Source organism: Paraburkholderia metrosideri, assembly GCF_904848625.1.
Lineage (GTDB): Bacteria > Pseudomonadota > Gammaproteobacteria > Burkholderiales > Burkholderiaceae > Paraburkholderia > Paraburkholderia metrosideri.
Genome location: NZ_CAJHCP010000005.1, coordinates 424,896 through 444,963 on the forward strand (window position 1 = coordinate 424,896; position 20,068 = coordinate 444,963).

17 protein-coding genes are annotated in these 20,068 nt (G+C 62.4%); 12 read left to right on the top strand and 5 right to left on the bottom strand.

Going from position 1 to position 20,068, the window contains the following annotated elements; genetic code table 11:
- Nucleotides 1–53: 53 nt before the first annotated feature.
- The gene (locus LMG28727_RS13070; RefSeq protein WP_201642733.1) at nucleotides 54–488 is read left to right on the top strand and encodes a bactofilin family protein; all 435 of its coding nucleotides are present in this window, start codon (nucleotides 54–56) and stop codon (nucleotides 486–488) included.
- A 32-nt stretch (nucleotides 489–520) separates the two neighbouring features.
- Here the strand turns inward: LMG28727_RS13070 and LMG28727_RS13075 are convergent, their stop codons facing one another.
- Entirely contained in the window at nucleotides 521–1,285 is a 765-nt protein-coding gene (locus tag LMG28727_RS13075; protein ID WP_201642734.1) for a hypothetical protein, read from the bottom strand.
- Nucleotides 1,286–1,423: 138 nt separating this feature from the next.
- Nucleotides 1,424–3,499, bottom strand: coding sequence for a putative bifunctional diguanylate cyclase/phosphodiesterase (locus LMG28727_RS13080; protein WP_201642735.1), 2,076 nt, complete (start codon nucleotides 3,497–3,499; stop codon nucleotides 1,424–1,426).
- A gap of 347 nt (nucleotides 3,500–3,846) precedes the next feature.
- Between LMG28727_RS13080 and LMG28727_RS13085 the strand changes: the two genes are divergently transcribed.
- The 10 genes from LMG28727_RS13085 (at nucleotide 3,847) to LMG28727_RS13130 (ending at nucleotide 15,373) form a co-directional block, all read left to right on the top strand.
- Nucleotides 3,847–4,260, top strand: a complete 414-nt coding sequence (locus LMG28727_RS13085) for a rhodanese-like domain-containing protein (protein WP_201642736.1) — start codon at nucleotides 3,847–3,849, stop codon at nucleotides 4,258–4,260.
- A 51-nt stretch (nucleotides 4,261–4,311) separates the two neighbouring features.
- Nucleotides 4,312–5,277, top strand: coding sequence for a transcriptional regulator FtrA (gene ftrA / locus LMG28727_RS13090; protein WP_201642737.1), 966 nt, complete (start codon nucleotides 4,312–4,314; stop codon nucleotides 5,275–5,277).
- A gap of 470 nt (nucleotides 5,278–5,747) precedes the next feature.
- Entirely contained in the window at nucleotides 5,748–6,680 is a 933-nt protein-coding gene (locus tag LMG28727_RS13095; RefSeq protein WP_201642738.1) for a hypothetical protein, read from the top strand.
- A 259-nt stretch (nucleotides 6,681–6,939) separates the two neighbouring features.
- Nucleotides 6,940–8,157 carry a DUF2252 domain-containing protein gene (locus LMG28727_RS13100; RefSeq protein ID WP_201642739.1) on the top strand — a complete coding sequence of 406 codons (1,218 nt, stop codon included), beginning with the start codon at nucleotides 6,940–6,942 and terminating at the stop codon, nucleotides 8,155–8,157.
- A 317-nt stretch (nucleotides 8,158–8,474) separates the two neighbouring features.
- Complete coding sequence (locus LMG28727_RS13105; RefSeq protein WP_201642740.1) at nucleotides 8,475–9,878, top strand: GH1 family beta-glucosidase; 1,404 nt, start codon at nucleotides 8,475–8,477, stop codon at nucleotides 9,876–9,878.
- An 87-nt stretch (nucleotides 9,879–9,965) separates the two neighbouring features.
- Nucleotides 9,966–11,204, top strand: coding sequence for an ABC transporter substrate-binding protein (locus LMG28727_RS13110; RefSeq protein WP_201642741.1), 1,239 nt, complete (start codon nucleotides 9,966–9,968; stop codon nucleotides 11,202–11,204).
- A 12-nt stretch (nucleotides 11,205–11,216) separates the two neighbouring features.
- Nucleotides 11,217–12,167: a carbohydrate ABC transporter permease gene (locus tag LMG28727_RS13115; RefSeq protein ID WP_201642742.1), complete on the top strand. Its 951-nt coding sequence runs from the start codon at nucleotides 11,217–11,219 to the stop codon at nucleotides 12,165–12,167.
- Nucleotides 12,167–13,081 (top strand): carbohydrate ABC transporter permease, encoded by a 915-nt coding sequence (locus LMG28727_RS13120; RefSeq protein ID WP_201642743.1) that lies wholly within the window; start codon nucleotides 12,167–12,169, stop codon nucleotides 13,079–13,081. Before LMG28727_RS13115 ends, LMG28727_RS13120 begins: the two co-directional genes overlap by 1 nt.
- 3 nt (nucleotides 13,082–13,084) lie before the next feature.
- Nucleotides 13,085–14,251, top strand: coding sequence for an ABC transporter ATP-binding protein (locus LMG28727_RS13125; protein WP_201642744.1), 1,167 nt, complete (start codon nucleotides 13,085–13,087; stop codon nucleotides 14,249–14,251).
- Nucleotides 14,252–14,317: 66 nt separating this feature from the next.
- Nucleotides 14,318–15,373 carry a LacI family DNA-binding transcriptional regulator gene (locus tag LMG28727_RS13130; protein ID WP_201642745.1) on the top strand — a complete coding sequence of 352 codons (1,056 nt, stop codon included), beginning with the start codon at nucleotides 14,318–14,320 and terminating at the stop codon, nucleotides 15,371–15,373.
- Between the two features lie 163 nt (nucleotides 15,374–15,536).
- Here the strand turns inward: LMG28727_RS13130 and LMG28727_RS13135 are convergent, their stop codons facing one another.
- Entirely contained in the window at nucleotides 15,537–16,394 is an 858-nt protein-coding gene (locus tag LMG28727_RS13135; protein ID WP_201642746.1) for a PA4780 family RIO1-like protein kinase, read from the bottom strand.
- Between the two features lie 734 nt (nucleotides 16,395–17,128).
- Here LMG28727_RS13135 and LMG28727_RS13140 point away from each other — a divergent pair.
- Nucleotides 17,129–18,841 (top strand): SulP family inorganic anion transporter, encoded by a 1,713-nt coding sequence (locus LMG28727_RS13140; protein ID WP_201642747.1) that lies wholly within the window; start codon nucleotides 17,129–17,131, stop codon nucleotides 18,839–18,841.
- Nucleotides 18,842–18,914: 73 nt separating this feature from the next.
- Here the strand turns inward: LMG28727_RS13140 and LMG28727_RS13145 are convergent, their stop codons facing one another.
- Together LMG28727_RS13145 and LMG28727_RS13150 are read right to left on the bottom strand one after the other, a co-directional pair.
- Nucleotides 18,915–19,268 carry a hypothetical protein gene (locus LMG28727_RS13145; protein WP_201642748.1) on the bottom strand — a complete coding sequence of 118 codons (354 nt, stop codon included), beginning with the start codon at nucleotides 19,266–19,268 and terminating at the stop codon, nucleotides 18,915–18,917.
- Nucleotides 19,269–19,359: 91 nt separating this feature from the next.
- The gene (locus tag LMG28727_RS13150) at nucleotides 19,360–19,998 is read right to left on the bottom strand and encodes a LysE family translocator (RefSeq protein ID WP_201642749.1); all 639 of its coding nucleotides are present in this window, start codon (nucleotides 19,996–19,998) and stop codon (nucleotides 19,360–19,362) included.
- Nucleotides 19,999–20,068 lie beyond the last annotated feature (70 nt).

Below are 20,068 nucleotides of genomic sequence, written 5' to 3' on the forward strand. Positions count from 1 at the left end.
CGATGGCCCGGACCGTATTACGCGATGAACCTTTTCATTTTCGGGAGACCGTTATGTTCAGCAAGAAAAAAGCCGTGGGCGTGCAGCAGACCAAGCTCGCCACCCTGATCGCTCACGACGTGCGGATCGCGGGCGATCTCCAGTTCAGCGAAGGTCTGCGGATGGACGGTCATGTGAAAGGCAATGTGAGCGGGGCGCCGGGCAGCCAGACGTTGCTGGTGCTGAGCGATCGCGGCTCGATCGAGGGCAACGTGCACGGCTATGACGTAGTGGTCAACGGGCGCATCGTCGGCGATCTGATTGCCGATCATTTCGTCGAGTTGCAGGGCAGCGCGCACGTGACTGGCAATATCTACTACCAGCAGTTGCGGATGGACTGCGGCGCGTCGGTCGACGGCAAGCTGACGAAGCGGGAAACGGTGCAGGCGCCGTCACCATTGCTGATGGCGGTGGATGAAGTGTTGCGCGAAGAGCGCGAGATCGGTTAGGCGAGGCCGCGCGACGATAGCGTCGCAACCGCTCAAACCGTCCACGGCAGCGGCTGCGGCCGCAAACCGTGCTGAGCGCGCACTACGCGGGCTCTCGCGAGATGTTCCGACGCGCCGCGATCGATCGTGGCCAGCATGTCGCGCTCGACGGCCAGCTTTTTGAACGCCAGCACCAGCAGGCCGCTCGCCAGCAGCAGATCGCCCGCGAATACCACTGCGTACACCGCCGACGTCTGTTGCGGATTACCGAGCAGCAGCGACAGATTGGCGCGATCGAGCAGCACCAGCGTGAGCGGCACGATCGCGTTGAGCGTGGCGATCAAGCCGCCGATCACCGCGATCAACCGGGCGCCGCCGAGATGCGCGCGGCGCCGGCGGCAGACTTCATAGAGCGCACCGGCGCGGCATGGCAGGAAGAATGTCACGAGCAACAGCGCGCGCAGCACGACCGGCGCGTCGAACGCCAGTGCGCTGCCATACAGCACGCAGAACAACGCAGTCACACCGAGCCCGGCGCGCCACCGCGCGGTGGCGCCGAACAGCTCGCGGGTGCCACCCCAGATCAGCAGACGGCTTTGCAGGGCGAGTGTGGCGGCGGCGACCAGCAACAGATCGTGGTGCCATGTGAAGTGCAATGCAAAACACGCGGTCGACGCAGTGAGCAGATAAAACGCAACGGCCCAGAAACGGAACGCGCTAGTCTTCGCGAACAGGTACGCCAGCGCCGTCGTAATGAGCGCGCAGCAGAGAAACGTAATCAGCCCCATGGAAGTAAACGTCGCTACGTCAAATTTCATGAAATCTCCGGCCCCTATCTGCCTGTTAGCGCACGTCGTAAAAGTGTGAATCCTGCGGCCGGAGCTGGCGCGAATCGCACCGCTCGCGCAGGCGGTGAACTTTGCCCCGTGCTGTCATACGTCCTTCGAACACCATCGTCACGCGGCCGCGATCGCCATCCGCTCCTTGAGCAGCGCGCCGAAGTCTTCAGCACTCACGGGCTTGCCGAGCAGGAAACCTTGCATCTCGTCGCACATCATCGACTTGAGCTTGTCGAGTTGCGATTCGGTTTCGACACCTTCGGCCACCACGTCCATTTCCAGCGAATGCGCGAGCGCGATGATCGCCGACACGATCGCGCTGCCTTCCGAGCCCTGCTCATCGAGTCCGTTGGTGAAGAAGCGGTCGATCTTCAGTTGCTTCACGCGAAAACGTTGCAGATACGCGAGGCTGGAATAACCGGTGCCAAAATCGTCGATGGCGATCTCAAAGCCGCTGTCCTGGAACGCGCGGATCATTTCGATCGTCTTCGGTGCATCATGCATCGCCACCGTTTCGGTGATTTCGAACATGATCTGCGTGCACTCGACACCCTCGGCCTCGACGATCTCCAGCATGTTCGCGACGAGATCCGGTTGCAGAAGCTGGCGCGGCGACAGGTTGATCGCCACTTTCACCGCCGGCAGGCCCTGTTCGATCCAGCCGCGAATCTGCCGGCAGGTCTCGCGCACGACCCAGTAGCCGATCTGCACGATCTGCCCGGAACGCTCGGCGATCGGAATGAAGTCGAGCGGCGGCAACGCACCCAGCTGCGGATGATTGAGGCGGATCAGCGCCTCGGCGCCCGCCAGCGAATCGCCGCCGCCGTGAAATTTCGGCTGGAAGTGCAGCGAGAAATGACCCTCAGCCAGCGCGTCGTGCAACGCGTGCTGAATTTGCAGCGTGCGCGTGGCCGCCTCGTTCATGCTCCGCTCGAAGAAGCGGTAAGTGCTGCGGCCCGCGCGCTTGGCTTCGTACATGGCGGCGTCCGCGTGTTTCAGCAGAAGTTCGACGCTGTCGCCGTCCTGCGGATACAGCGCAATGCCGATGCTCGGCATCACCTGAAGCGGCTGCGAATCGGTCCAGCGGCCACGGCGCATCCGGTCGAGCACGCCCTCGGCCAACCCGGCGGCGTCCTCGCGCGCCGCGATGTTTTCCGACAGCACGACGAATTCGTCACCACCGAGCCGGGCAACGGTGTCGCTCACCCGCACGCATTGCTGCAGCCGTTGCGCAAACGCGGACAGCACGGCGTCGCCGGCCGAGTGGCCGAGCGAATCGTTGATGGTCTTGAAGCCGTCCAGATCCATGAACAGGATCGCGAAGTTCGAGCGGTGGCGGCGCGCGTGGAGGATCGCCCGTTCGATGCGCTCGGTCAGCGTGGTGCGGTTCGGCAGGCCGGTGAGGGTGTCGAGTGTGGCGAGCCGCACGATCTGCCCGTTCAGCGTCGAGACCGCGCCGACCAGGAAGGTGGTGCGCGCATCGAAACGCGAGAGCATCAGCGTCACGATCAGGATCGCAAAGGTGGACAGAATCACCGCCGTGGCGAGCCATGTGGTGTTCACACCCTTGGCCGCGCCGCAGATTGCATCGGGCAGAAAGTGCGCGGCGCCCATCCCTGAGTAGTGCATGCCGCTGATCGCGACGCCCATGACCAGCGCCGCGCCGAAACGTTTGCGCATGACATGGCGTTGGTCGTCGTTACTGAGGGCGCGCGCCATCCACAGCGCGGCGGTCGACGCGCCAATCGCAATCGCGAGCGACGCCGCGACCCACGCCGGCTGGTAGGCGATTCCCGGGGCCATCTGCAGCGCCGCCATGCCGGTGTAATGCATGCCGGCGATGGCGATGCCCATCAGCACGCCGCCGGCCAGCAGATGACCGGGCGTGAGCCGCGCCTGGGTGGTGATGTACAGCGCCAGAAACGACGCGCCGATCGCCAGCCCGAGCGAACAGGCGGTCGTGGTGAAGTCGTAGCCGAGCGGGATGGGCAGCGAAAAGGCCAGCATCGCAATGAAGTGCATCGACCAGATGCCGACGCCCAGCGCCACGGCTCCGCCAAGCCGCCAGGCCAGCCGCAGCCGCACCGACGCCAGCGTGAAGATGCGGCCCGTCAGGTCGAGCGCGGTGAACGACGCAAGCGTCGCAACGACGAACGAAATGGCAACGAGCCAAAAATTGTACGAACTCTGCATGTTAGGTCCAACCGTCGGGGAGAGGCGGCTCAACATGTTATCGACAGTTCGCGGGATTTATTTAATTCATTCTGAATAGGGTCTCTCACGATGGGGTTATTTTGCCGAACGGCCCGAACCCGTTTGCGCGGCGCGCGCATCCCACGCACGGTGTGGCCGGTATGAAGACCCAATGATCGCCCCGCCGGATATCCACGACGATAGATCACGGAGTTTTCGGGCGACGGCGGTTGGGATGGTTTTGCTGGTGGCGCGATGTTGCCGGAAGTTGTCGATTACGCCACTGTCGCAGACGGCCGGCGAATTCGATAATCGCTGTTGTCCAACACCAATGAGGAGCCAGAAAAATGTCGCACGTAGCCGCCATTCCCGCCGCCGATAGCGCCGCTGCCATCGCCCATTACAGCGCGTCGCTGGCGTTCGAAACCGATTGTGCCGACGTCCATGGCGCATTCGCCGCCAACCCGGATGCCGTCGACTTCGTGCTGCTCGACGTGCGCAGTCCCGCGCTGTTTGCAAGTGGCCATGTGCCAGGCGCGGTGAACCTGCCGCACGGCAAGATCGTGGCGTCGAAACTCGCCGGATACCCGGCCGACACGTTGTTCGTCACCTACTGCGCGGGCCCGCATTGCAATGGCGCAACGCGTGGCGCGATCCGGCTCGCGCAGCTTGGCCGTCCGGTGAAGGTGATGATCGGCGGGGTGACCGGATGGCTCGACGAAGGCTTCGAACTCGCGGGCGCCGTCGTCGAGGCGGGTTGAGATCGCGGCCTCACATCTGGCGTGATGGTTGATCTCCGGTAACATCACGCCATGCAAAATCACCTCGTCGTCGCGCTGGCCTACGACCGGCTCTGCACCTTCGAATTCGGCTGTGTGACCGAACTGTTCGCGCTCGAACGCCCGGAACTCGGCGTGGACTGGTATCGATTCGCCGTGTGTGCCGGCGAGCCGGGGCCGATTCGCGCGGCGGGCGGCATCACCGTAGCCGCGCCGTACACGCTCAAGCTGCTCGATCGCGCCGATACCATCGTCATTCCCGGCTGGCGCGACGCCGATGAAATCCCGCCCGAACCCTTGCTGAAAAAGATTCGCGCCGCGCACAAACGCGGCGCGCGTCTCTGTTCGATCTGCTCCGGCGTGTTCGTACTGGCGGCGGCCGGCGTGCTGGATGGCAAGGCCGTCACGACCCACTGGCGTTACGCGGACCAATTGCAGCAACGCTACCCGCAATTGCAGGTGCGCGCCGACGCACTCTATGTCGATGAGGGATCGATCATTACATCGGCGGGATCGGCAGCGGGACTCGACATGCTGCTGCATCTGGTGCGGCGCGATCACGGCAGCGCGGTGGCAAACCGGGTGGCGCAGCGGCTGGTGGTGGCGCCGCATCGCGATGGCGGGCAGGCGCAGTTCGTGCCGCGGCCGATGCCGCACGACGAAAGCGGACGCCTGGCCCGGCTGATGGACTGGGTACGCAGTCATCCCGCCACGCCGCACACGCTGCGCTCGCTGGCCGAGCGGGCCGCGATGAGTCCGCGAACCTTGCAGCGCCAATTTCACGACGCCACCGGCATGGCGCCTTATGAATGGGTCGTGCGTGAGCGGGTGGCGGTCGCTCGCGAGTTGCTCGAGGCGCCGGCACCCTTGCCGATGGCACGTGTCGCGGAGCTCGCGGGGTTTGGTTCCGAAGAGTCGTTGCGGCGGCACTTCCGGCGTATCGCGTTGACGAGTCCGGGAGCGTATCGAAAGAAGTTTGGCGTGACGGACCCGGCGTAGGCCGCGAACTGGTCTTGGCCGCATGATGCATGCGGTCGGCATCGCGCTTCTCACTCGACGCAGAAGCATGGAATAAAGCCGCACAGCGCGGTTTAAAACGGATGTATTGCGCAACACGCGCGGCCAATGCGGCACGCACCCGCCCGCACGGTTTTCCCTACGATCGGCACGTTGATGTGCGTGGCATGTGCGGTACATGTGCTATGCATCGCACCGTGTTAACACCTACCCCCAACTTTCACGCGAGCGCGTGCCGCACAGTGCTTACCGCTCAGGGGCGGCCGCTTTATTCCCGTATGCGAACTTCGTCGCCGGACGCCCAAACAGGTTCGCGCAATCGGCGTTTTTCTGTCAGCATCACCGCACAGCGCCTGTGCTCGCATAAGGCGGGCACACCGTACTCAGGAATCAGCTGGGCGTGTCTTCGAAGCGGACCGCCGACTCGCTTCATCGTCACCGTTCTCCTGCTCATGAACGTCAAAAACGTTTTCGTTGCAGTCGTCGTCGCCGTATCCTGTGCCAGCGCCGCACTCGCACCGGGCATCGGTGCGGCTCAGACGCAGCAGGCGGAGTCGCGCGCCGAGTTGTATCGGCGCAATCTGCTGGCGCGCAGCGACGTGCCGTGCCGCACCAATGCGTCATGTGCCGCGCTGGGCGTGGCGGCACTTGAAGCAGGTCGCATCGACGATGCGCAGACCCTGGTCGCGATGGAAGCCGCGCTGGCCGAAGCCACCGTCATGCAGGCCGCGGAAGAGAACTCGCCGAAAGCAGCCAGCTCGGCGCGAGCGCGAGCGACGATGGCGCTCGTCCATCAAGGCGACGTGCAACTGAAGCTGGGGGCATTGTCTAACGCGCGAGCGTACTACCGCAGCGCGATCAGCCGGGCCGGCGATTTTCCGGACGACGCGTTGCTCAGTCGCGCGGTGGCCGCCGCGCAAGCCCGACTGGACGCGATTGCTGGCAAGGCGGTGGTGAAGGGGCTGCCGCCGGACGGCGCGCACTTTACCCGCTACATGTTTTTCGGCGCGTGGAACAGGATCGACGTGAAGCCGGTGAAAGGGCGGCGCGGCGTGTACCGGATCGACGGCGAGTTCGTCTATCCAACCGTGGATGCGGCGGGGCAACCGGGTGCGAACCTGGGCAGCCTGTCGGCTTATGTGAGGTTTTACCGCGGTGTGGCGCGCGTCCCGATGACCGACGTCGGCAGCGCGTCGCCAGTCGATGCCACCGCCAGGATCGGCAATCTCGCGCCGTACGACAAGCACGACGACAAGTGTCTGATCGAGTTCGCGCTTTCAGCGCCGGAAACGCTCGATGTGCGTACCTACGGCTCGGTGCTGCGCTGCGGTTTCGGCCACAACGTCAGCGCCGACGGACGCTACTATCTGATGACCCGTTCCTGACGCGGCAACGCGTTGGCCGTTTGACCACCACGGGCTGGCCGTGCGCGTATCTGTTCACGAGAAGCCCGCGCCGCTTATCATGCATTGATCGCAGCCGCCTGCCGGGGTTGGTCCGACAGCGTTTCCTGCCCACCGTACTGAGAAAAACGCTCGCCATGCCGCACATCCTCGACGATCCGGCGCGCTGCACCGGTAGCGTCGAGGCGCGCGCATCGAGCGTCGGAATTAGCGCTACCGCACCTGTTTAACGGAATGTCTCATGTCCGATATCGTGAAGATCATCGCCAGTTTCAACACCGGTCGGGATCCCGAACGGCTCGCGATGAAATACAAAGCCATGCGCAGCTCGCCGTTTGTGTTTTTGCGCGGCACCTGTCATCTGTTCTACGAACGTTTGCCGCGCGCCCAGGTGCTCGACGATGCGCCGCCTGTGTGGATTTGCGGCGACATGCATCTGGAAAACTTCGGCAGCTATAAGGCCGACAACCGGCTGATCTACTTCGATAACAACGACTTCGACGAAGCCTGTCTCGCGCCCACGCTCTACGAACTCGTGCGCCTGCTGTCCAGCGTGCTGGTCGGGGCGGTCGATCTGAAGTTGAGTCGCGCGCAGGCGCTGGCGCTGTGCCATACGGCGGTCGATTCGTACGCCGCGGCGCTGGCGTTCGGCAAGTCGCGCTGGATCGAAGCGGAGACCGCGGCCGGCATGGTGCGCGATCTGTTCGACGCGCTCGCCAACCGCACGCGCGCGGCGCATCTGGACCGTCGCACGGTTCTGAAGGGCAAGCTCCGCACGCTGAAGGTGGATGGCAAGAAGGCGCTGCCGGTCGGAGACAAACAGCGCGCGGCCGTCACGCAGTTCATGAATCAGTTCGCGGCCAGCGAACCCAATCCCGACTTTTATCGCATTCTCGACGTGGCGCGGCGGATTGCCGGAACCGGTAGCCTCGGCGTGGATCGCTACGTGATTCTTGTTGAAGGAAAGGGATCGCCGGACGGCAATTTTCTGATCGACCTGAAAGAAGCGCTGCCTTCGTCCGTGATGCCGCACGTGCGCGTGCCGCAGCCGAAGTGGGCAACCGAGGCACAGCGCGTGGTCGACGTGCAGCGGCGGAACCAGGCGGTGTCGCAGGCGTTTTTGCACGCGGTCGAATTCAATCAGCGTTCCTATGTGCTGCGCAGCTTGCAGCCCTCCGAGGATCGTGTCGCGTTGAGCGACTGGGACGGCAAGTTGCCGCGTCTCGAAGCGGTCGTCAACAGCATGGCTGAATTGAGCGCCTGGGCGCATCTGCGCAGCGGCGGACGGCAAAAATCGTCGATCGCGGATGAGTTGATCGCGTTCGGAAACCGCAAAGACTGGCAATTACCGCTGATCGAACTCGCGACGCAATGCGAAACGCTGGTGATGGACGACTGGAAAGCCTATTGCGAAGCCTACGATCGCGGCGCGTTCGACCTGACGCGGGCAAAAGGCTGAGGGCTTTTTGCGCCGCGTGTGGTGCGGGCGCCGATTCGCTGGTGCGACGTGCAGTGCGCATTCTTTGATGCCCAGGCGAACCCGAACCCCAACCCGAACACCGCGTCAACGCAGGCCAAATCACGCCTTCGATGCACCGCGCATAGCCCCCGCGCCGCATGCCAGCACTGCTCCAGATAAACCCTGATTGCTGCTGAGAATCCGTCGCTGCTATCGTTCGCTGGTTCGTGTGGAAGCGCTTCCACTGCGCCCTCCGGTGCGGTCGCGCAATGACTTCCGCCATAGCTGGTTCAACGACTTCCGCGTAGGAGAGACCCGTGGCAAACGATTCATCCGCTGTACTCGACGCAATCTCCCCCGATTCCATCGCCGATCCCTTCACGCCGCCCGCTGACTCGTCGCTGTGGCAGAAGAACTTCCTGCTCGGCGCAGCCACGGCTTCGTATCAGATCGAAGGCGCGGTGCGTGAAGACGGCCGTCTGCCGTCGATCTGGGACACCTTCTCGGCGACACCCGGCAAGGTGCTGGCCGGCGACACCGGCGAAGTGGCGTGCGATCACTACCATCGCTGGGAGTCGGACGTCGATCTGCTGGCGGGGCTCGGCCTCGAAGCTTATCGCCTGTCAACCGCATGGCCGCGCGTGATGGATGAAGCCGGCGTGCCGAACCGTAAGGGCCTCGACTTCTACAAGCGTCTGCTGACGCGGCTGAAAGAGAAGGGCATTACGACGATGGTCACGCTGTATCACTGGGACTTGCCGCAGCATCTGGAAGATCGCGGCGGCTGGCTCAATCGCGATACCGCTTACCGTTTCGCCGAATACGCCGATCTGATGAGCCGTGAGTTGACGGGCCTCGTCGACGCATGGGCAACGCTCAACGAGCCGTGGTGCTCGGCCTATCTCGGCTATGGCAATGGCCACCACGCGCCGGGCCGCGCGAATGGCCGTTACGCGACGCAGGCAATGCATCATCTGCTGCTGGCGCACGGTCTTGCAGTGCCGATTCTGCGTGCCAACGATCCGGACTCGCAGAAGGGCATTGTCGCCAACGTCGGCCGCGGCACCGCGAACAGCGACAGCGCCGCCGACCAGCGTGCAGCGCATCTGTTCGAGGTCCAGCACAACGCGTGGATTCTCGATCCGCTGCTCAAGGGCGCGTATCCGCAGGATCTGTTCGAACTGTGGCCGCATACCGAGCCGCTCGTGCTCGAAGGCGACATGGAAACGATTGCCGCGCCGCTCGATTTCCTCGGCATCAACTATTATTTCCGCACCAACGTGGAGAGCGACGGTGCGCATGGTTTCACCGAAGCGCCGCCGGAAGGGGTGGAGCGTACGCAGATGGGTTGGGAAGTGCATCCCGACGGTCTGCGCGATCTGCTGATCGGCTTCCACGGGACGTATGCGAACCTGCCGCCCATCTACATCACCGAAAACGGCATGGCGTCGGACGACAAGGTAACCGATGGCAAGGTGGACGACAGCCAGCGTATCTCGTTCCTCAAGCGCCACCTCGCGGCCGTCGATCAGGCGATCAAGGCCGGCGTGAAGATTCGCGGCTACTTCCTGTGGTCGCTGATGGACAACTTCGAGTGGGCATTCGGTTACGAGCGGCGTTTCGGTATCGTGCACGTCGATTACGGCACGCAGAAGCGCACCATCAAGCGCAGCGCCGAACTGGTGACGAAATTTTTGAAGGAGCGTAAGGCACGGGGTTGACAGCCCGAAGTAGCAACATAAGAGCAGCACAACAGAGCTGGTTTGTATGTCGACTGAAACACAGGTACTAAACCTGGAGGAGACGGAATGAACAGCAGGAAAATGGTCTTGCGAGGCGTGGTTGCGGCATTGGCGCTGTATGGCGTCGTCGCGCATGCGGAACCCCTGAAGGCCAACGTGATTCACTGGTGGACCTCGGGCGGCGAATCGGCCGCCATCAAACAGTTTGCCGATGCGTACAACAAGGCGGGCGGTCAATGGGTCGACAACGCGGTGGCGGGGGCCGATCAGGCGCGCGCCACGGCGATCAACCGGATCGTCGGCGGCGATCCACCCACGGCGGCGCAATTCAACACGTCCAAGCAGTTTCACGACCTGATCGACCAAGGCCTGCTGAACAACGTCGACGGAGTTGCCAACAAGGAGAACTGGAACGGCATTTTCCCGCAGTCCATTCTCGACAGCATCAAGGTGAAAGGACACTACTACGCAGCGCCTGTGAATATTCACATGCCGGCGTGGTTCTTCTACTCGAAGCCGGTGTTCCAGAAAGCGGGCATTGCCGCCGAGCCGAAGACCTATGACGAGTTCATCGCCGATCTCGGCAAGCTGAAGACCGCGGGCGTGATTCCGCTCGCGCTCGGCGGCCAGCCGTGGCAGGAAAAGATCACGTTCGACGCGGTATTCGCCGATGTGGGCGGCCCCGACCTGTACCTGAAGATCTACCGCGATCGCGATCAGAACGCGGTGAATTCGGAGGCGTTCAAGAAGGTGCTGGTCGCGTTCAAGCGTCTGCACGATTACGTCGATCCGGGTTCGCCGGGCCGTAACTGGAACGACGCTACCGCGCTCGTGATATCCGGCAAGGCAGGCGTGCAGATCATGGGCGACTGGGCCAAGGGCGAATTCTCGGCGGCCAATCAGACCGCGGGCAAAGACTTCGGCTGCTTCCCAGGCTTCGGTCCGCATTCGCCGTATCTGGTCGCGGGCGACGTGTTCGTGTTCCCGAAGACCGACAATCCGACCGCGATCAAGGCGCAGAATCTGCTTGCTACGGTGATGACCTCGCCGGGTCCGCAAGTCGCATTCAACGCGAAGAAGGGCTCGATTCCGATTCGTCCGGACGTGGACGTCAGCAGTCTCGACATCTGCGCGAAAGAGGGCATGGCGATCATGAAGGACAAGTCGCGTCAGTTGCCGAATCCGGAAATGCTGTTGTCGCCGGATACGCAAGGTGCGCTGATCGACGTGATCACGAACTTCTGGAACAAGAACCAGTCGGTCGACGACGCGCAAAAAGCGTTTGCCAGCGCATTGAAGAGTTAAGGTACGACGACGATGCACGCGCTCAAGCTGCCAGCCAACCGTTCTTCCTCAGCGGATAAAAAGCTGCACAGGCCAAACAAGCCGCTGAAGAAGCGTTTTTCCATCGCGGCATGGCTGGCTTTGCTGCCGATGATCCTTACCGTCGTGTTCGCGTATCTCGGCACGATGGTCTGGACCGCGCGTGTGTCGATGAGCAATTCGCACACGTTTCCTTCCAGCGACTTCGTGGGCTTCGCGCAATATGTGAGGCTCTTTAATAACGACCGCTGGTTGTTGTCGCTGCAAAACATCGTGATCTATGGCGTGTGCTTCATTGTTGCGTGCATGGTGATCGGTTTGCTGCTGGCGATTTTCATCGATCAGCGGGTGGTCGCGGAAGGGGCGTTGCGGACCATTTTTCTTTATCCGTATGCGATGTCGTTTGTCGCAACGGGGCTGGTGTGGCAGTGGATTCTCAACCCGGAACTCGGTGCGCAGGCGGTGTTGCACAAGCTTGGTTTTACGCATGCGCATTTCGATTGGATCGTCAATCAGGACTGGGTGATCTATACCATCGTCATCGCGACGGTGTGGCAGGCGTCGGGTCTGGTGATGGCGTTGCTGCTGGCCGGTTTGCGCGGAATCGACGAAGAGTTGTGGAAAGCAGCGCGTATCGACGGCATTCCGCGTTGGCGCGTGTATGCGAGCATTGTCGTGCCGATGCTCGGCCCGTCGATGTCCACCGCGTTCGTGCTGCTGTTCGTGATGGTCGTGAAGCTCTACGACGCGGTAGTCGCCATGACGCAAGGCGGCCCCGGCACGGCGAGTGAAGTACCGGCGAAGTTCATCATGGATTATCTGTTCGGGCGGGCCAATATCGGCCTCGCGTCGGCGGCCTCGATCGTTTTGCTGGCCACCGTGCTCGCGATTCTCGCGCCGTTCTTCTATGCCCGCAGCCGCGCAGCATTGCGCAAGGAGGCGTGATGAACACGCTCAGTTCTCCGCTGAAAAGCGGCACGCAACGCCGCGTGCATAAACGGCGACGCTCGGCATTCACGCCTGCGCGCCTTGGCATTTACGCATTTCTGCTGACCGCGGCATTGTTCTTTCTGCTGCCGCTGTACGTGATGCTGGTCACGTCGGTCAAGCCGATGAGCGAGATCCGTCTCGGCAACCTGCTCGCCTTCCCCGCGCATTTCACCCTCGACGCATGGAGCGCCGCGTGGCAATCCGCGTGTACGGGGCTGGATTGCAACGGCATTCGGGTGGGCTTCTGGAACTCGGTGCGCATCGTCGTGCCGAGCACGATTCTGTCGATCGCGATCGGCGCGGTGAACGGCTACGCACTGTCCTTCTGGAAGCCACGCGGCGCCGGTGTGCTGTTCGGCGTGCTGCTGATGGGCGCGTTCATTCCGGTGCAGGTGATGGTTTATCCGCTCGTGCGGGTGTTGGCCAGTGTGCATCTGTTCAGTTCGCTGCCGGGCATCGTGGTGATTCACACCGTCTTCGGTATGCCGGTGATGACGCTGCTGTTCCGCAACTACTACGTGTCGATTCCGCAGGAACTGTTCAAGGCGGCACGGATTGACGGCGGCGGCTTCTGGCGTATCTTTCTACAATTGATGCTGCCGATGTCCACGCCGATCATCGTGGTCGCGGTCATCATGCAGGTGACGGGTATCTGGAACGACTTCATTCTCGGCCTCGTATTCGCTGGCACGAAGAATCTGCCAATGACAGTGCAACTGAACAACATCATCAATACGACGACGGGCGAGCGTCTTTATAACGTGAACATGGCGGCGACCATTCTGACTTCGATGGTGCCGCTCGCGGTGTACTTCATTTCGGGTCGCTGGTTTGTGCGCGGCATTGCGTCCGGCGCGGTCAAGGGATAGGGCATGACAAACGTGGCTAATGTGGCAAACGCGCTGGCAGATGCAGCGGATATGACGGGAGAATCGAGTGTTCCCGACACAGCGGGCCTCACGAATCCGGCCAACGTGGCGGTGCGCGATCTGACGATTCGCCTCGGCGCGAATACGGTGATCGAGAATCTCAACCTCGACGTGCTGGCCGGCGAATTCGTCGTGCTGCTCGGACCGTCGGGCTGCGGCAAGTCCACGTTGCTGCACAGCATTGCCGGACTGATCGACGTGACCGATGGCACGATCGAGATTGCCGGTGAAGACATGACATGGGCCGATCCGAAAGATCGCCGCATTGCGCTGGTGTTCCAGTCGTACGCGCTGTATCCGACGATGAGCGTGGAGCGCAATCTGTCCTTCGCGTTGCGGATCAACGGCACGCCGAAGGCGGAGATTACGCGGCGTGTCACGCGGGCCTCGGAGATGCTGCAACTCGGGCCGCTGCTCAAGCGCAAACCGGCGCAGCTCTCGGGTGGGCAACGTCAGCGTGTCGCCATTGGCCGGGCGATCGTGCGGGAAGCCGATGTGTTCCTGTTCGACGAACCGCTGTCGAATCTCGACGCTAAACTGCGCACCGAACTGCGTCGCGAACTCAAGCAGCTGCATCAGCGCCTTGGCGCCACGATGATCTACGTCACGCACGATCAGGTCGAAGCGATGACGCTTGCCACGCGTATGGCGGTGATGCGCGGCGGCGTGATCCAGCAATTCGGCACGCCTGCCGAAGTCTATGCGCGTCCTGACAACCTGTTTGTCGCGACGTTCCTCGGCTCGCCTGCGATGAATCTGCTCAAGGGCACGCTGGAAACGCATGACGGTGCGCTGCACTTCTGCACCGCGCACTGGCGTCTCGATGTGTCGGCGTATCCGTTCAAACAGGCACCGACGCAAGGCTTGCCGTGCGTGCTTGGCGTACGCGCCGAAGACGTGCGGATCGGCGAGGGGTCGAGCGAGCGCGCGAAGGTATCGCTGGTAGAGCCGATGGGCAATCATCGCGTCGTCTGGCTCGACTATCATGGTATTCAGGTTGCGTCGATCGATCAGACGAAGACGCCGGTCACGACAGGCGACACCGTCGCATTCTCGTTCGACGCGGCGCATGTTTCGCTGTTCGACAGCGCAAGCGACGCGCGTCTGTAACGGCCGCAACGCCGGCAGCACCCGTATGCGGCGTCATTCGAATCAACCTGGCTGACGGAGAACCGCGTGGCTACACTCAAGGATGTCGCGGCACTCGCGGGCGTGGGCATGTCAACCGCGTCGCGCGCCATTTCCGGTAAAGGGCCGATTTCCGCCGACGCCGCCGCGCGCGTGAATGCGGCGATCGAGCAGCTGAACTTCCGCCCGTCATCGATTGGCCGCGCGATGGCGATGCAGTCGCTCGGCATGGTCGGCATCTTCGTGCCAACGTTTTTCGGCTCCTACTACGGCACGATTCTCAAGCAGACCGACACCGAACTGCGCGCGGTGCACCGCCACGTCGTGGTGGCAACCGGCTGCGGAGAAGTATCGCCGCGCGAACAGGCAATCGAGGCGGTACGTTTTCTGATTGGCCGCGATTGCGACGGCGTCGTGGTGATCAGCCACGATCTGCACGACGAAGACCTGATCATGCTGCACCGCATGCATCCGAAGATGGTGTTTCTCAATCGCGGATTCGAACAGTTGCCGGACGCGTCGTTTTGCGCCGACCATCGGCGCGGCGGCGAGCTGGCGGCGCGTACGCTGCTGGACCACGGGCATCGCGAGATCGGCGTGATATCGGGACCGTTCACGGCATCGGACAACCAGATCCGGCTTGACGGTTTCTTTGCCGAACTGGCGCGTGAAGGCATTGCGCGCGACGACGTCACGCTGATCGAATCGGACTTCTCGTCCGAAGGCGGCTACGAGTCCGCGCAAAAGCTGCTCGACGCGAAACGGCGCGTCACCGGCGTGTTCTGCGCGAACGACACGATGGCGGTGAGCGCGCTCGCGCGTCTGCATCAGGCGGGCGTGTCGGTGCCGGAAGAGATGTCAGTGATCGGTTACGACGATGATTACTCGGCCGCTTATACCGCGCCTGGCCTGACGTCGGTGCATATCCCGACGGCGGAGTTGACGCAGAACGCAGTGCGCTGGCTGCTCAACCAGTGCTACCGGACGACGTGGGAGATTTTCCGCGAGTTTCCGGTCAGCGTGACGATGCGTGGGTCGGTCGGGCCGGCGCCGAAGGCGGCAGTATCGGCGCTCAAGGAGACACGTTTGGGCAGCGCTGGGTAACTTCGCTGCGCCGTTCCAGGGTTGCTGAGCTTTGGCAAGCTGCGGGTTCTTGTTCAAGGCCTGGCTGAGTCTCTTCCCAGTCCCGCAACGGCGATCCAGAATCGCATCTGGGTGCGGCCACTAGTGTGGGCCGCGGTTCCTTCGCACGCCGCCTACGGTTGTCCTACGTGCCGCTGTGCAGCGACTGCTCATAACGCAAACGCGCCTCTTCATCGAGCCGGGTATCTTCGAGCTCCTGCAGCACGGCTTCGAGATCGATCGGCGTAGTGTCCTGCTCGACCCGGCCCGTCAATTCCGCGTTGACGTGCAGCGCACCCGCTTCATACAGCGCCCAGATTTCCTTGCCATAACTCGCGTCGAGCAACGCAGGTGCAAAGCGCCCGAAATAGGCGGCGAGGTTGTCGACGTCACGCTCCAGCATGGCGGGCGCTTCGAGATTGCCGGCGGCATCCACCGCTTGAGGCAGGTCGATGATCACCGGACCATCCGCCGCGAGCAGGATGTTGTATTCAGACAGATCGCCGTGAATCATGCCGGCGCACAGCATCCGCACCACCTCGTTCAGCAGCGATGCGTGCAATTCGAGCGCTCGCTGTTCGGTCATGTCCACATCGTTCAGACGCGGCGCGACGTTGCCGTCGGCATCCGTCACCAACTCCATCAGCAACACGCCGTCCGTGCAGATGAACGGTTGCGGCACACGCACGCCCGCGTTGGCGAGTTGGAACAGTGCGTCGACTTCAGCGTTCTGCCACGCCTGTTCCTGCACTTCGCGGCCGTAGCGGCTGCCTTTTTCCATCGCACGTTGCTGGCGGCTGTTCTTGACCTTGCGGCCTTCGCGATAGGACGCGGCCTGGCGGAAGCTGCGCTGTTTAGCGTCCTTATAAACCTTCGCGCAACGAATCGAATCGCCGCTGCGGACTACGTAGACGGTCGCTTCCTTACCGCTCATCAACTGGGAGATGACTTCGTCGATCAAACCTTCTTCGACGAGCGGGAGCAGGCGTTTCGGAGTCTTCATGCGACCACCGGGAGGTGGTGGACGGTCTGGCAGCAAGCCATGAGTGCCCGGGAGGGCATAGGGAGAGGAATTCGGATCATGCGGGATTATACGGGGAGAGCGGCGGCGGCCCGCCGTCGTCGTTGCCCCTGCGTTGATTGGCGGGTGTGCGAACCAGATAGGCAATAACCCGAGTGAGCCGATATTCGGTAATTTATACTGATAGGTAGAGGAATATCTCTAATTCTTACCGGGCGCCCGCGCAGAGCGCGTCGTCGCGCCATGGAACGGCGCAAATCCCGCAGATCGTAAGCAAAGGTTTGCGTCCCGCTGCATCAAGGGTTTTGCGCGTTCAACATGCGTGATTTCACCGTGTTGTCCGGTTTAAATCGAAGCACTTGCGAAAGATTGTCGTAATCAGTCGCAATAAAGCCTTGCCGTTTCCACTTATTCCAGATGCATGCCGATCGCTTAGAATTGTCAGTAACAAATTGTTACGGGGTGGTGGTGATGTTGGCCGTGTTCCTGGTTGTCTGTCCAGTTTGCATCGTTGGGCTGTTTGGTTTTGCGCGGCGCATTGATCCGCAGACAGGTCAGTTCAAGCGTTAAATCCGAAGTTCGAATGCTGCGCCAGTTGGGTTGCCGAAGCGATTTTCGCGGCGGATCGCGATTGGCTGAGCCAGCGTTAAGTCTTGCTTTTGTATGCCCCGTCGCGGCACGATGCGCGATAACCTAAGTTTGGGGCAGCATCGCGTATGCAAGATTTTCTGGCGAATATAGCGGCGCGCTTTGGCGTGCTGAAGGGCATCCTTCCTTTGAGCCGCGCTGCAGCGGCTCGCGATGCAGTAGCCGGTGTGCAGCTTGCGTCGATGGATATTCCGCAAGTACTCGGCTATGCGCGTATCGCCGGCATGCCCGCTGTCACCGGGCTTTACACCGTATTTCTACCGCTGATTGCGTTTGCCTTTTTCGGCGCGTCTCGGCATCTCATCGTCGCCGCCGATTCCGCCACCGCCACGATCTTCGCCAGCCGGCTTTCCACCATGGCGCCGCCGTCGAGCGCCGAATACGCAGCGCTGGCGGGCATGGTCGCGTTGCTGACCGCCGGCCTGCTATTCATCGCGCGAATTTTTAAATTAGGCTTTCTGGCCGACTTCCTGTCGCGCACCGTGCTGGTCGGTTTTCTCGCCGGCGTTGGCGTACAGGTCGGCATCGCGATGCTGGGCGATATGGTCGGAGTGTCCGGCGCGGCCTCGCGCAGTACCGATCAGCTTTTGCTGGTGGTGCGGCAGGCGGCCCATCTCAACCTGCCGACCCTCGCCATTTCAGTGCTGGTGGTCGTGGCCATTCTGGCCTGCAAGCGGTTTTTCCCCCGTTTGCCGGTGCCGTTGATTGCCGTCGTCGCTGGGATTGCGGCTAGTGATATCTACGGTTTCGCCGCCCGCGGCATCTCCGTGCTGGGGCCCGTGGCGGGTGGCTTGCCGCCGCTCAGCATGCCGTCGGTGACATGGCAGCAAACGCTCGATCTGCTGCCGGTCGCGGCCTCGTGCTTCGTGATGATCGTCGCGCAAAGCGCCGCCGCGAGCCGCGTTTTCGCCGAGCGTTATCACGAGTCGGTCGATACCAATGCCGATCTGCTCGGGATCGCCGCGGCTAACGCCGCAGCGGCTTTTTCCGGCGCATTCGTGGTCAACGGCAGTCCGACTCAAACCGCGATGGCCGACCGCGCCGGCACTCGCAGCCAGTTCGCGCAGTTCGTATTCGCGCTCGTGGTGGTGGTCGTGCTACTGTTTTTCAGCCGCTATCTGCAATATCTGCCGCACTGCATTCTTGCCAGCATCGTGTTCACGATCGCAATCGGCCTGATCGATGTGAAGACGCTGTTCGCGATTCGTCGCGAAAGTCCCGGTGAATTTACGCTGGCCGTCGTCACGGCCGCAGCGGTGGTCCTGATCGGCGTCGAGCACGGCATTCTGATGGCGGTGGCGCTCTCGTTGCTGCGGCACGTGCGCCACAGCTATCGTCCGCATACGATGATTCTCGCGCCCGGCGAAGACGGCGTCTGGGTGCCGGTGCCCGCTGCACCGGGTATCCAGACCGCGCCGGGGTTGATCGTCTATCGCTTCGGCGCCGACCTGTTCTATGCGAACGACCACTTTTTCGTCGACGACACGCGGCGTCTGATCGAGCGGGCACCGAGCGCGGTGCGCTGGTTCGTGATCGACGCAAGTGCGATCACCGATCTCGATTATTCGGCGGCGCGCTCGATCGGCGAGTTGTGCGAGACGATAAAGCGCAGCGGCATCGAGGTGATTTTCGCGCGCGTGAACCGTTATCTGCGCTCGGACATGGACCGGCACGGCATTACGCCGATTGTCGAGGAACGATGCATTTTCAGCACATTGCACGAGGCGCTGAGCATGGCCGGGGTGGAGAAGCCGGATGGACCGGTAAGAGGGATGACTTAGGCGATGCGTGCGGGCCGACTGACCCGCCGACCGATGTAGGGCGTTTCGCCGGTCGTGGGGATCGCAGGGTACTTCACGTTTCTTCGTCGGCGAAAAAATAGCCGACGAAGAAACATATGCCCGCGATGGCCATGCCCGCCACGGCCACCGTATAAGCCAGCGCAGTGCCGTGCCACAAGCCGTCGAACCACTGATGAAGCTGTGCCATGAACACCGCCGCATTGCCGCCAATATGCTGCAATTCGATCTGATAACGCGGGTCGGTGATTGCATACATCGAAGCAGTGCTGTCTGGCCGCGCGGCGCTCGCATAGATAATCGCCGCGGCGATCAGACCCGCGAGCAACACGGCCACGCCCGCCCGATACAACCGTTTTCGCCACGGCCAGTGCGGCGCTGCCGGGTCCGCCTTTTGACTACCGCTCATTGTGTTCGCCTGTGCGCTTGCGTCATCGAGCTGACAGTATCGCAGAGCATAACGCGCAGCCCGGCGCTTGCGGCTCGCGTCGAGACAAGCGTTAGCTCTTCGACGTGAGCATCTTGATGCCGGCAATGCCGAACATGATCGCAAGCGATCCGTCGAGCCAGCGTCGAATCGCGACGTAAATGCGCCGGGCCGACGCGGTCGAGAACAGCACCGCGTAGCTGCTGAACACGGCGCCCCCGATTGCCATGCAGCCGAGTACCACCGGCAGCGTATGCGATGGTCCGCTGGCCGGCGACATCGCGAGCGAGACGATCGACAGCCACACCAGAACTGCCTTCGGATTGGTGAGGTGCAACAGAAGACCTCGCAGATAAAGCCGCCTGAGCGGCTCGTTCGGCCGCGCAGCGCTAGTGGCCAACGGTGCCGGGCTGAACGCCGAGCGCGCGGATTTGAACCCGAGCCACAACAGATAAAGGCCGCCGGCAAGCTTGATCGCGATCAGACATTCCGAATACGTTGCGAGCACCGCCGACAAACCCAGCGACGCCAGCAAGGCCCACGAGAACGACCCGGTCACCACACCCAGCGCGAACGTCAGCGCGGCGCGGCGGCCCGCGCTCATCGCGAGCGACATGATGGCCAGATTGCTCGGCCCGGGACTCGCCGTGCCGACGAAGTAGGCGCTGTAGGCGATCAGGACATCGGCGGTGAGGAAGGGGGCGACGGTCATGATGGGATGACATTCCACATTCAACGGATGAGCCAGAATTCTGCCCGCCGTTGTCCGACCCTCACAGATA